Consider the following 13159-nt stretch of genomic DNA (forward strand, 5'->3'; position numbering starts at 1 on the left):
ACGATATACAAAACTTGTGCGAAAAATCTTTAGATCACTACCAACTCAGACCATTAATTCAATATTTATGAATATATTAATCAGTAAATTAAATCATTATTTAAGGGCTGTGAGCGAAACTGATATTGTAATTAAGAATGATTATTATTAGAATGTGCACAAATTGTTACATCATGTAGCTGTTTCTCCTTAATCTCTACGGATTTTAAATATGAAAACAATCAAAAGTCGCAAGCATCAATGCGCACCTCAACTCCTTGCTGTTGCTGCCACAGCCCTTCCTTTTTCAGCCCACGCTGTAGATCAGGTCATTGAGCTTCCTACAATTGAAGTCACAGCAGAACAAGAAAATTATAAAGTCGACCAAGTGTCTTCTAACAAATTTACCCAGCCTCTAGTCGATACGACACAAACGATATCTATTATCAGTCAACAACTTCTACAAGAACAATCCGCAAGCACCCTCACTGAAGCATTGCGTAATGTCCCTGGTGTGGGCACATTTGCCTTGGGTGAAAATGGTCGAATGAATACTGGTGATGCAATCACAATGCGTGGTTTCGATGCTGCTAACAGTATCTTTGTCGATGGTATTCGTGACTTGGGCAACATCAGCCGTGATGTGTTCAATATTGAGCAAATTGAAGTATTTAAAGGCCCAGCAGGTACTGACAATGGTCGTACAGCTGCTTCTGGTTCAATCAACCTCAAGTCAAAAGAAGCGCAAGCGCAAGACTTCAATCGTGCCACAATTGGCTTTGGTAGCGACAGCTTTGTTCGCAGTACAGCAGACCTGAATCAATCGATTACTGATAGTGCTGCACTTCGCTTAAATGCCATGATCGAAAATGCAGACGCTGTAAATCGTGACCATGTTGAAAATAAAAAATGGGCAATCGCACCATCAATTGGGTTTGGTTTAGATTCAGATACACGTTTATTCTTAAACTACTTATACACTGAACAAGATAATGTGATCGACGGTGGTGTTTCGACCGTCGGACTTGAAGGTTTTGATGCTTCTCGCAATGAAAACTATGCTGACATTGCAGACTATCTTAATAGTAATCGTGTTGATGCTTCTACATTTTATGGCTCTGCTGACGATTTTGATGATGTTAAAGCAAACATGGCGACGCTTCGTATTGAGCACGACATCTCTGAAGTCAGCAAACTCACCAGTGCTGTACGTTGGGGACGTATGACCCACAAGTATTTAGCTACGATTCCAACTAGTTTCGTCGTAAATGGTGATGCAGAAGATACCCAAGTCAATCGTAGTGGTAACAATGGTGACACAGTTAATAAAATCTTAACCAGTCAAACAAACTTTACAACATCATTCAAAACTGGTGCACTAGAACACGACCTCAGCACGGGTATCGAAATCACTCAAGAAGAAATGGACAACTATGGCTATGATGCCACCGTTCTTCCAACCTCGCTTTACAATCCAGACGCCCGTCTTGCCTCTTCGCTTGAACACAATCCAAGCTACTCAAAAGGCGAGTTAGACACCTACTCAGTTTATGCATTTGACACAGTGCAATTATCACCACGTTGGGCAATCAATGGTGGTGTTCGACTTGATCACTATAATTTGAATGCAAATGGCGTAAGCAATACTGCAGGACGTGGTCAACCTGCCAATTATGAGTTTTCTGAAAGTGAAAATTCTGACAACTTGTTTAATTGGAAAGCAGGCGTGTTGTTTAAACCGACTGAATCAGGTAGCTTCTATGCAAGCTACTCAGTACAACAACAGCCTCCTGGTACAATCACTGGCGGTGATGGCTTGGGTAGTTTAAATGCATTTGCGCCTTCAACCAATGCCAACAGCAACAATAACTTAGACCTTGACCCACAAGAAACCAATAATGCCGAAATCGGTACAAAATGGGAAGTCATGGATCAACGTTTATTGCTGAGTGGTGCGCTTTTCCACACTGAACTGACCAATGAAATGACTGAAGATGATGATGGTACATATTATCAAAATGGCAAAAAAACGGTGAAAGGTGTTGAACTTGGTGCAGTCGGTCAAATTACAGACCAATGGCAATTGAGTGCTGGGTATACCTACCAAGACTCTGAAATCGAAAATGTTACACAAGCTGTCGGGACTGGCGCTGTATCAGCAGATGGCTCTGACGAAATTCCATTTACACCAACAGATGCATTTACCTTGTGGTCAACGTATAAAGCTGATAAATGGAGCGTTGGTGGTGGTACACGATATATTGGTGAAATGAAAAAATCGCGTGATGGCAACCAAGTCGGCCCTGCTGTTGTGCCTGATTATTGGATTGTCGATGCGATGGCAAGCTACCAAATCACCAAAAACATCGGTCTACAACTTAATGTCAACAATCTATTTGACGAAGACTATGTGGCAAGTATTAACCGTGGTGGCTGGCGCTATATCCCAGGTGCTGAACGTTCATATCGTGCAACGTTAAACTTTAACTTCTAAGTTCGATATTAAGTTAAGGTACAACAGCCTATCTACTGATATCATCACATTGTGGTTTTATCCGTAAGATAGGCTTTTTTTATTATCACATATTGATCTCTGTAGTTACTTAACGCTGTTCATGATCAAATCTATTCTTTGTTATAGTAGGTCTTATTAGACATGATTTTACACATTCCCGAAGTGCTGACTAAAGTGCAAGTTCAGCAGTTTTATCAAATCCTAGAACAATCCGACTGGGTTGATGGACGTAGCACAGTTGGTGATCAGGGTGCAAAAGTCAAACGCAACTTACAACTACCTGAGAACGGTGAAGTTGCTCAGCAACTGGGCAAAATCATTCTCGAACAACTCAACAATAATCCCTTTTTCTTTGCTGCTGCCTTACCGCTTCGCATCGTCCCACCATTATTTAATCGCTATGAAGGTGGTGGCGAATATGGTTTTCACGTTGATGGTGCTGTGCGTGGCTTTCACCAATCACCAAACCTACTTCGTACCGATCTGTCTTGTACCATTTTCCTCAATGAACCTGAGGACTATGAAGGTGGTGAACTGATCATCCAAGACCTTTATGGCGAACATGAAGTCAAACTTCCTGCTGGTGATATGGTGCTCTACCCTTCAAGTAGTATTCATAAAGTCACGCCTGTAACTCAAGGCAAACGTGTTTGTTCATTTTTTTGGATTCAAAGTATGATTCGAGATGATATGAAGCGCACATCGTTATTTGAGCTGGATCAGGTGATTACTCGTATGCGCACCAAAGGTGAAAATGAAGACACTTTGGCATTAGTGAACCACTACCACAACCTTTTGCGAATGTGGAGTGAAATTTAAAAATTTTTCCTAATAAAATATTTATTTTCAAAAATATTTATCATGCATAGCTATACTTTTGCATAGATTAGAAATACATTTCCATTTTTTCAGCGTACAATAATAGTTAATCAATCTATTGTCCTTTGTATTATCCACACAAAACGACTCAATGCTGTTTACAGTATTTTAAATTCGTCAAAAGCGGAGCGCTCATCATGTTAAAAGATCCTAGCCAAAAATATCGTCGCATGTATCAACGTGTCGATTTACCCGATCGTCAGTGGCCAAACAACGAAATTACACAAGCCCCGATTTGGATGAGCACCGATCTACGTGATGGTAACCAAGCGATTTTCGAACCGATGAGCATCGAACAAAAATTCAAGATGTTCCAAATGTTAGTCGGCATTGGCTTTAAACATATCGAGATCGGCTTTCCTTCTGCATCACAAGTCGACTTTGACTTTACCCGTAAATTGATCGAAGAAAATCACATTCCCGATGATGTCTATATCGAAGTCTTGGTGCAAGCCCGTGATCATTTGATCGAGCGCACTTTTGAATCGTTAATCGGTGTGAAGCGTGCCATCGTACATATTTATAATTCAAACTCACCGACCTTCCGTAAAAAAGTCTTAAATGTCGATGAAGCAGGCGCAAAAACTTTAGCGATGAATGCAGCGACGAAGGTCAAACAAACTGCGGAAAAATATCCTGATACCGAATGGGTCTTCCAATATAGCCCTGAATGCTTTACTGCGACAGAGTTAGAAGTAGCGAAAGATGTGTGTGATGCTGTCACTGAGATTTGGGAAGCATCTGAGGACAATAAAGTGATTTTGAACTTACCTGCGACGGTTGAAGTGTCTACACCAAATGTCTATGCCGATCAGATCGAATGGATGCACCGCAACTTACAGCGTCGTGAAGGTGTGATTATTTCTGTCCATCCGCACAATGACCGTGGCTGTGGTATCGCTGCTGCCGAGCTTGCATTGATGGCGGGTGCAGATCGTGTCGAAGGCTGTGTATTTGGAAATGGCGAGCGTACGGGCAATGTCGATGTGGCTGCGGTTGCCTTGAATATGTACACCCAAGGTGTTGCGCCAAACTTAGATTTCTCCAATGTCAATGAAATCATTGCCACTGTTGAAGAATGCACAGGTTTGCCAGTGCATCCACGTCATCCATATGCAGGTGATTTGGTCTTTACTGCATTCTCAGGCTCGCACCAAGATGCGATCAAAAAAGGCTTCGAATTTCAAAAAGACGAAGATATTTGGGATATGCCGTATTTGCCAATCGACCCAAAAGATTTGGGACGCAGCTATGATGCGGTGATCCGTGTCAATAGTCAGTCTGGTAAAGGCGGTATCGCTTACTTACTTGAGTCAAGCTATGGTGTGGTCTTGCCACGTCGCTTACAGATTGAATTTAGTCAAATCGTGCAACAACATACCGATGCACATGGTACAGAGATCAGTGCGGATCAGATTTGGGAATTGTTCAAACAGACTTACATTTATACTGCTCAAAAATATTATCAAATTAAAAATTATCACTTGTCAGATCATAATGGTCGTCAAGCGGTTCAATTTGAAGTATTGGCAGGTGGCGAAGTACGTCATCTTACAGGCGAAGGTAATGGCCCAATTTCTGCGATTTTGGATGCGATTGCCCTACCGATCGATGTATTGAACTATGAAGAAAAAAGTATCGGTCACGGTGCCAATGCCAAAGCCCTTGCGATGATTGAGTTGCAAGTCCAAGGTCAACCAATCAGCGGATTTGGTGTCGGAATTCATGACAATATCGTCACTGCATCCATCGAAGCGATCTTGGCATGTATCAATCGCATGATCGAAAAAGGTGCGATCGAAGCAGGTCAAGTCACAGAAACGGCTTGAATTAAAATCATTTAAAGCAATTTTGCTATGGAAGTATACCAATTTATTGGTATCCTTTTGCTATGAAAAAATCTATCAAGGGATCAACGTGAGCTTTGCAAGTGATTCAGTCGGTATAGTTAGTCCACAAAAGTTTAATTTTGAAGAGCCACTTGAGCTTGAGTGTGGTCGAGTTTTGCCACGTTTCGAAATCATGGTCGAAACTTATGGGCAACTCAATGCCGATCGCTCCAATGCGATTTTGATTTGTCATGCGCTCTCTGGACATCACCACGCAGCTGGTTATCACCACGAAGATGATAAAAAAGCAGGTTGGTGGGACGAATGTATTGGCCCAGGTAAAGCGATAGATACCAATCTCTTTTATGTCGTCGCTTTGAACAATATTGGTGGTTGCAACGGCTCTACAGGACCAACCTCTCCGAATCCTGAAAATGACAATCGTCCTTACGGTCCAGATTTTCCACTCGTTACAGTACGAGATTGGGTCAAAACCCAAAAAATGCTCTCTGAGCGTCTTGGTATTGCGGTATGGCATGCTGTGGTCGGCGGTTCATTAGGTGGTATGCAAGCCTTACAATGGTCGGTCGATTATCCTGATGATTTGCGTAATTGTGTCATCATCGCAAGTGCACCGAAGCTCACCGCACAAAATATTGCCTTTAACGAGGTGGCACGTCAGTCAATATTGTCTGATCCTGATTTTCATCATGGGCGTTACCTCGAACATGACAGCTATCCAAAACGTGGCTTGATCTTGGCACGCATGGTTGGTCATATCACCTACCTGTCTGAAGAAGCGATGAAGCAAAAGTTTGGTCGTGATTTAAAACTTGGAAAATTCATGTACGGCTTTGACGTCGAGTTTCAAGTGGAAAGCTATTTGCGCTATCAAGGTGAGCAATTTAGCCGAAACTTCGATGCCAATACATACCTGATCATGACCAAAGCTTTAGATTACTTTGATCCTGCACGTGAGTTTGAGGGTGATTTACCAAAAGCCTTAGCGCAGTCCAAATGTCGATTCTTAGTCGTATCATTTACCACCGACTGGCGCTTTGCCCCGTCTCGCTCGCAAGAAATTGTACGTGCGTTGACCTCAAATCATAAACCAGTGAGCTATGTCGATATCGAAGCCGAACAAGGACACGATTCTTTCTTATTTCCTGTGCCGCTGTATGTGAAAACCATGCACAACTTTTTGACCAGCAGTTTGAATAGCATCTCTGCACCACAAACGCTCACTCAAAACACGCCTCAAGGAGAATAAGTATGCGTTTAGATCAACAACTTGCAGAAAAGTGGATCAAACCGAATTCTCGTGTGCTTGATCTCGGCTGTGGCAATGGAGAGTTGCTCGCACATATGCAACAAAAGCACAATGTCCAAGCTTATGGGCTCGAAATTGATCAAGAAAAAATCGCAATTGCCATCGGTCGGGGCTTGAATATTATCCAACAAGACCTTAATCTAGGCTTAAAACAGTTTGCAGACCAAAGTTTTGACTATGTGGTTATGGCACAAGCTTTGCAAGCTGTAGATACACCAGATGTATTACTTCGTGATATGGTGCGAGTTGGGCGAGAGGCGATTATCACCTTTCCAAACTTTGCCCATTGGAAAACACGTTCTTTCCTTGCTTTAAAAGGGAAAATGCCTGTTTCTGAGGCATTGCCATACATGTGGTACAATACGCCAAATATTCACTTGTGCACCTTTAAGGACTTCGAAGCCTTGTGCGCAGAAAACAATATTCGAATTATCAACCGTCTTGCTGTCAATGATAATCAGCAAGGCAGTTTAATGATGAAACACATGCCAAATTTATTTGGTGAAACAGCAATTTATAGAGTCAGTGCCCTATGAAAAAACTCGCTTTAAGTAGCTTATTCGGCGTCCTTAGTGTTGTTGCGATGTCTACTCATGCCGAACTCATCAGCCAACAACCATCTAGTCAGTCTACCGTTGCACAGTATGCGACCATGCCAATCAACCAGTTGGCTCAGACTGCACAAGCAGGTCAAGCACCTGCGCAATTCTTCTTGGCGGAGCGTTATAAACGTGGTCAAGGTGTTGCCAAAGATATGGATCAAGCGTTCGCTTGGTTCAAAAAATCTGCCGATCAAGGCATCCCAGCAGCACAGCTGAATGTCGGTCAGATGTATGCCAGCGGTAATGGTGTGAAGAAAAACATTGATGCTGCCAAACAATATTTGATGAAAGCCGCTAAGCTCGGTGATAATCGTGCAAGTTACAACTTAGCAGTACTTGAAGAACGTGCTAAAAACTATGTGGGTGCCTATCAATGGTACGAGCTATCGACTCGTGATGGCATGCTCGACTACCGTGTCAAAGATATGTCTGAAAAGAAAATCGTTAAATTGGCTGCCAACCTGAGTCAAAATGACATGCGTCTTGCGCGTGAGCGTGCTGACAGTTGGATTCAAGCAGACTAACTCTTTTTATTCACAATTTAGATGTCATCAAGCCAATGCAAGTCATCGGCTTTTTTTGCACTTAGGCGTTGCCGATTTATTTTGTGTACAAATGATCACCGACTTATAAGTTTTATTAAACCTTTTTTTCTGATTCCAGCTTGTCATATACTGTGAGCATATTGACTTCCATTGCGTAGTTGCAATGCAACAAAAACTGATGAAATCACCTTATCCAAATTTATTATTTTCAAAACCGTTATTTTCTACACGACCAAAACGCTTGGTCTTGAGCATTGCCATATTCTGCAATAGCATCGTCTACGCAACGCCTTATAGTTTTGAGCAAGCCGAACAACGTGTTTTTGACGCCTCATATAGCTTGCAGTCGCAACGTGCACTACAACAGGCTAGCGAACTTGAAGCACAAGCGGTCAAGTATTTAGGTTTACCACGTGTCGATTTAAATGCACGAGCTTATGCCTTTCACGCTGAAACTGATGTGCCACTCGATCAATTTAAACAAGGCATTGAAGATCAGCTTTCGCAGCGTGTCAGTGATCGGATTTCTGAACTTGAAAATGCAGGCGTACCAAGTGGCGCATTGGATGGCGTACAGTCTGGAATTAACAATATTATCCATGATGGTGTCAGTCAGTTTCCCAATTACGCACATCTCGAACTCGAAGATGAAGTATTTCGCCCAACGGTTTCTGTGAGCATGCCGATTTATACTGGTGGCTTAACCTCCAGTGCAAAAGAAATCGCTAAAATTCGTGCCAATAGCAGTACATTTAACCAACAACAAACTGAAGATTCCCAGCGCTTCCAATTGATCACGTTTTATTTTGATGTACAACTTCAGCAACAGTTACTTGCATCAAGTCGCAATAATCTCGATGCAATGCAACGTCATTTAGACAATGCCCTGAAGCTTGAGCAACAAGGTTTTATTAGTCGTGGGCAACGCATGCAATTCGAAGTCGCTCGTAACAATGGCAATCGTTTGTATCAAAGCGCTCAGCGTCAATTGCAATCTAGCCAATATCAACTACAAAACCTCCTACACAGCATGGATACGGTTGAACCGAGCACACCCTTATTCGTCAATGAGCAGTCCGCTTTAAAATTAAATGAGTTGATGGAAAGCTATGCAGGCAACTCTCCTCTGATTCAAAAATTGCAAAATGATACAGCCCTTGCACAGCAGAAAGTCAAAATACAACAAGCCGCACAAAAGCCCAAAGTGTTTGGCTTTGGTGAATATGCTTTAGATGATGAGGAAAATTGGATCGTTGGCGTGATGGCAAGCTATAACCTGTTCTCTGGCGTTGATAAACGCAAACAAGTACAAGCAGCACAGCTGCAAAGCCAAGCAGCACAGCTACTTACCGAACAAAGCAAAGTCGAACTTGCCAATGTGATTCATAGTAGTTATCAATCCATGCTCGGCGCACAGCGTAGCCATCAATTATTAAAAGACAATATGCGGGCTGCCGAAGAAAATCTACGCATTCAAACCCTGTCCTTTCGTGAGGATATGGGTACAGCGACCGATGTGATCGACGCTGAAAATAATATCAATGCATTGCATGCCGAGATAGCGACCAATGCTTATAAATATGTCATGTCTTTGGCGACACTGTTACAAAGTCACGGCTCACTCGATCAATTTCAAAATTTTATCCATGCACCTGATAGCGATAAAATTGTTACCACAGTTGCAGGAGGTACACCATGAACGATCAACCAAATGATGATGTACCAGAAAACAATACGCAAAAAAGCAATGCTTCGGATAATCAGAGAAATAGTGACGTAACAAATAACACATCGCAAAAACAGTCTGACCGTAATTTAAATAACAGCAATTCGAATGCGCAGAAAAAATCAAAGCTGAAAAAAATTATCACTATATTGGTGGTATTGATCTTACTGGGTCTGATTGTTTTTGGACTATGGAAAAGCTATCAGCCGAAAACAATTAGCATTCAAGGACGTGTTGAAGCCGATACCATTCATGTCAGTAGCAAAGTGCCGAGTCGCATTGAACAGCTCTTTGTGCATGAAGGTGAACAGGTAAAACAAGGTCAGGCGCTGATCAAACTCAGTAGTCCTGAAGTCGAAGCGAAAAAGCAACAAGCGCTCGCCTCACTTCAATCTGCACTCGCATTACAGTCCACCGCAGAACGTGGCTCGCAACAAGAAAATATCGACACGCTCTACGCCAATTGGCAAAGTGTCAAAGCGCAAGCAGCTTTGGCAGAAACCACCTATCAACGTGGACAGACCTTATATCAACAAGGTGTGATCTCTCGTCAGCGTCGTGACCAAATGCACGCTGCGAAGATTTCTGCCAACGAACTGGCGGAAGCATCGTACCAACAATATGCCCGTGCCGAACGTGGTAGCACCTCACAGCAAAAATCCTCTGCCGATGCACAAGTGGAAATTGCTCGTGCAGCAGTGAGTGAAGCCAATGCCATGGAGGCGGAAACTTTACTGCACGCCCCGCAAGATTCCACCGTCTCAGAAATCTATGGTGAAACCAGTGAGTTGGTGGTCATGGGCGTGCCGATTATCAGCCTACTGACGGATGATTATTGGGTCAGCCTGAATGTGCGTGAAGATCAATATGCCAATGTCTACAAAAAGAAAAGCCTTGAGGGCTACATTCCTGCACTCGATCAAAAAGCGACTTTTTTAATCAAAACCATCGATGCCGAAGGTGATTTTGCCACCATCAAAACCACTCGTCAGACTGGCGGTTACGATATTCGTAGCTTTAAATTGCATCTTGAGCCTGAACAAAAAATCCCTGACCTCAAAGTCGGCATGAGCGTGATCTTTGAAGTTGAAGGACAATAAAGCCTTGAATTTTCAAAAATTCGATAGCGCATGGCGATAGGTAAAACATCAATGTGGACTGCACTCAAGCGTGAATTGAATTATTTGATCACTCATCCGTGGGATCTGTGTTTGGTGACGTTGGTGCCTGCTTTTTTGATCATTGTATTTAGTGCCATGTTTTTAGACGGCAAGCCTGAACACCTACCTATCGCTGTCATTGATCAAGACCATTCTGAACTGAGCCGAACCATCGAGAAGCATTTGGCGCTCAACCACACCATTCACATCGAACATGGCATTGAACAGATCGATCAAGCTGAAGATTTGATTAATCGTACTGAAATTTGGGGCTATGTGCATATTCCCGAAGGTGCTGAGCGCAGTCTGGTACAAGCACAAGACCCACAGATTAGCATTGCGTATAATCTGTCCTTTTTCAGTATTGGTAATACGTTGTCCTCCGCAGTATCGCTTGCGACCGTGCAAGGCATCGCCGACTACTTGGGCAATTCGTACTTAGAAAATAGTTTGCCTTATGTCGAAGCACCCACGCCAAATGTCAAAATTTCACCTTTATTTAATCCGACGCTAAGTTATGAATTGTACCTTGAACCGTTTTTGATTCCTGCGATTATGCACCTGTTGCTGTGCTGTTGTGTGGCATTTAGTGTTGGGCAAGAACTCAAATATCAAACTGTAAAGAGTTGGCTGACTGGGCAAAGTATTTTTTCCATTTTATTTGCCAAGACCATGCCCTATATCCTGATTTTTTCACTATGGACATGGGCATGGATGTTTTGGCTGACTGAAATTCGTGGTTGGTCGATTGCAGGATCATTGTGGTTTTTGTTGCTTGGACAATTTCTGTTTTATGCTGCATATGCCCTGCTTGCTGTCTGTTTGGTTTTAGGAAGCAAAGATTTACTGAAAACCTTTGGCTTGATTGCGGTATATGGCGGATCATCCCTGAGCTTTGCAGGCGTGACTTTACCGCTGAATAATGCACCGACCTTTACCAAATTTTGGTCGAATATCATTCCCTATACACCCTATGCCAGATTACAAACGGAACAATGGGTGGTCGGTAGCCCGATTGCCACTTCACTGCAGCCTTTTGGATTGTTAGTGCTCCATTTTTCAGTGTTTTTCATTGTCGCTTTGCTGCTGATCAAAAAAACAAAGAAAGAGGTCAGCGCATGAAATCATTTTTTTATTATTATCTGCAGACCTTTAAAAATATTGCCAAAAATCAATCGGTGCTTACCACGATGATTTTATCGGTGATTTTTTACAGCTTTTTCTATCCAACAGCCTATGAAGGACAACATGCCGAATCCTTACCGATTGTGATCGTCGATGAGGAACAAAGTCAGCTTAGCAATCAAATCATCACGCAAATTCAGAAAAGCCCGAATGTTGAAATCCTTGTCATAACTGCTAACTTTATAGAAGCACAGCAACTGGTTCAGGAACAAAAAGCAGATGGCATTCTGCTATTGCCGAATCAGCTCACCAAAAGTATTCGACATGGTGAAAATGGTGGCATTGGTATTTATCTGAGCGCTGCATATTTCCTCAAAACCAAGCAAATTGGTGTGGCGATTGCAGAATCCGTGGAATCAACACTGGCTGACTATGCCGAAAAATATGCCAATATCAGTGCCTTTGAGCCGAGTATTCCGATTCATCAAATTCCCTTATTCAACACCTTATCGGGTTATGGCAGTTATATTTTTCCTGCGGTGGCACCTGTGATCATCCATCAGACCATTTTTTTGGGTTTATGTATGTTGATTGCGGGCTATCGAGAGTCGAATTGGCGACCTGAGCCAAGTGAGTTTTGGGCGATATTTGCTGCAGCGCTTACTATTGGTAGCTTGGGATGTTACTACTTATTTGGCTTTACCTTTTGGCTGTATGACTATCCCCGTGGCGGGAATTTTTTTGCTATGCTGATCGCCGTGCCGATCTTTGTGGCGTGTGTGGCTGCAATGGGCATGTTTTTATCCACTTTTCTCGATAGTGCCGAACGTGCGGGACATATCATTGTAGTGAGCTCGGTGCCTTTGTTTATTTTGTCAGGGATCGCTTGGCCACACTCCTCCATGCCAATATGGATTTCATCCATCGCTACCGCACTGCCCTCTACACATGGTGTTATGCTCTTCGTAAAACTCAATCAAATGGGCGCAACGTTGTCACAGGTGGCTGAGCATGCGTGGTTCTTAGCAATCATGGCGATGGTATTTTTAGCTTTGGCGTATTATCGTTTACGCTACAAATAAAATCGTTTTGTAACTAAAGGTGATAACATCACAAATGCTAATAATAAAGCCCAATATCCCCAAGGATAAATATATTCAAATACATTCGTTGATAGTGAACAAAGCCAATAGATGGGATCAGCTTCACATAATGTTGACGCAAAATCAGTAACAAAGAAAACTGCGAATGGCACTAAGTCCGTAGCGAATAAAGCAAAAGACAAAGCAATTGATGCTAAATCGAAAGTATCAAATGCAACAGCTGGCTCTACAAACGTGGGTGTAAATGCTGAAGTAAATGATCACATAGGTCACCAAAACTAAATAAGATAAACTCAAAAACCGAGCTCTATGCTCGGTTTTTTTACGCTTACATCTCTATCTTCTAAATAGCATTTTTACTTCAAA

The 13159-nt window shown here is 42.5% G+C and carries 11 protein-coding genes; all 11 read left to right on the forward strand.

The genetic code is table 11. From position 1 onward, the window contains the following. Positions 1 to 211 precede the first annotated feature (211 nt). The 11 genes from MKI79_RS05385 to MKI79_RS05435 all read left to right on the forward strand — a co-directional run bounded on the left by MKI79_RS05385 (position 212) and on the right by MKI79_RS05435 (position 13075). Positions 212 to 2473 carry a catecholate siderophore receptor Fiu gene (locus tag MKI79_RS05385; protein ID WP_241571020.1) on the forward strand — a complete coding sequence of 754 codons (2262 nt, stop codon included), beginning with the start codon at positions 212 to 214 and terminating at the stop codon, positions 2471 to 2473. Between the two features lie 162 nt (positions 2474 to 2635). Continuing rightward, complete coding sequence (locus tag MKI79_RS05390) at positions 2636 to 3313, forward strand: Fe2+-dependent dioxygenase (RefSeq protein WP_241571021.1); 678 nt, start codon at positions 2636 to 2638, stop codon at positions 3311 to 3313. Positions 3314 to 3507: 194 nt separating this feature from the next. Continuing rightward, positions 3508 to 5202 (forward strand): 2-isopropylmalate synthase, encoded by a 1695-nt coding sequence (leuA, locus tag MKI79_RS05395; protein WP_241571038.1) that lies wholly within the window; start codon positions 3508 to 3510, stop codon positions 5200 to 5202. 88 nt (positions 5203 to 5290) lie between these two features. Beyond that, on the forward strand, positions 5291 to 6472 hold the full coding sequence (gene metX / locus MKI79_RS05400) for a homoserine O-succinyltransferase MetX (RefSeq protein ID WP_241571022.1): 1182 nt from the start codon (positions 5291 to 5293) through the stop codon (positions 6470 to 6472). A 2-nt stretch (positions 6473 to 6474) separates the two neighbouring features. Further along, the gene (gene metW, locus MKI79_RS05405; protein WP_241571023.1) at positions 6475 to 7068 is read left to right on the forward strand and encodes a methionine biosynthesis protein MetW; all 594 of its coding nucleotides are present in this window, start codon (positions 6475 to 6477) and stop codon (positions 7066 to 7068) included. Continuing rightward, positions 7065 to 7658 carry a tetratricopeptide repeat protein gene (locus MKI79_RS05410; RefSeq protein ID WP_241571024.1) on the forward strand — a complete coding sequence of 198 codons (594 nt, stop codon included), beginning with the start codon at positions 7065 to 7067 and terminating at the stop codon, positions 7656 to 7658. Before metW ends, MKI79_RS05410 begins: the two co-directional genes overlap by 4 nt. A 184-nt stretch (positions 7659 to 7842) precedes the next feature. Then, positions 7843 to 9378: a TolC family protein gene (locus tag MKI79_RS05415; protein ID WP_407651561.1), complete on the forward strand. Its 1536-nt coding sequence runs from the start codon at positions 7843 to 7845 to the stop codon at positions 9376 to 9378. Then, entirely contained in the window at positions 9375 to 10505 is a 1131-nt protein-coding gene (locus MKI79_RS05420; RefSeq protein WP_241571025.1) for an HlyD family secretion protein, read from the forward strand. The genes MKI79_RS05415 and MKI79_RS05420 overlap by 4 nt, the downstream gene beginning before the upstream one ends. 51 nt (positions 10506 to 10556) lie before the next feature. Further along, a complete protein-coding gene (locus tag MKI79_RS05425; RefSeq protein ID WP_241571040.1) occupies positions 10557 to 11687 on the forward strand; it encodes an ABC transporter permease in 1131 nt (376 codons plus the stop codon). After that, entirely contained in the window at positions 11684 to 12772 is a 1089-nt protein-coding gene (locus MKI79_RS05430; protein WP_241571026.1) for an ABC transporter permease, read from the forward strand. Before MKI79_RS05425 ends, MKI79_RS05430 begins: the two co-directional genes overlap by 4 nt. A gap of 111 nt (positions 12773 to 12883) precedes the next feature. Beyond that, complete coding sequence (locus tag MKI79_RS05435; protein WP_241571027.1) at positions 12884 to 13075, forward strand: hypothetical protein; 192 nt, start codon at positions 12884 to 12886, stop codon at positions 13073 to 13075. Positions 13076 to 13159 lie beyond the last annotated feature (84 nt).

The sequence above is a fragment of the Acinetobacter sedimenti genome (assembly GCF_022601685.1).
GTDB lineage: Bacteria > Pseudomonadota > Gammaproteobacteria > Pseudomonadales > Moraxellaceae > Acinetobacter > Acinetobacter sedimenti.

Coding starts and splice junctions, on each gene's coding strand:
- MKI79_RS05425 (WP_241571040.1), top strand. CDS start 10,557: ATGTGGACTGCACTCAAGCGTGAATTGAATTATTTGATCACTCATCCG.
- MKI79_RS05390 (WP_241571021.1), top strand. CDS start 2,636: ATGATTTTACACATTCCCGAAGTGCTGACTAAAGTGCAAGTTCAGCAG.
- MKI79_RS05410 (WP_241571024.1), top strand. CDS start 7,065: ATGAAAAAACTCGCTTTAAGTAGCTTATTCGGCGTCCTTAGTGTTGTT.
- MKI79_RS05385 (WP_241571020.1), top strand. CDS start 212: ATGAAAACAATCAAAAGTCGCAAGCATCAATGCGCACCTCAACTCCTT.
- metW (WP_241571023.1), top strand. CDS start 6,475: ATGCGTTTAGATCAACAACTTGCAGAAAAGTGGATCAAACCGAATTCT.
- MKI79_RS05415 (WP_407651561.1), top strand. CDS start 7,843: ATGCAACAAAAACTGATGAAATCACCTTATCCAAATTTATTATTTTCA.
- MKI79_RS05435 (WP_241571027.1), top strand. CDS start 12,884: ATGGGATCAGCTTCACATAATGTTGACGCAAAATCAGTAACAAAGAAA.
- MKI79_RS05420 (WP_241571025.1), top strand. CDS start 9,375: ATGAACGATCAACCAAATGATGATGTACCAGAAAACAATACGCAAAAA.
- MKI79_RS05430 (WP_241571026.1), top strand. CDS start 11,684: ATGAAATCATTTTTTTATTATTATCTGCAGACCTTTAAAAATATTGCC.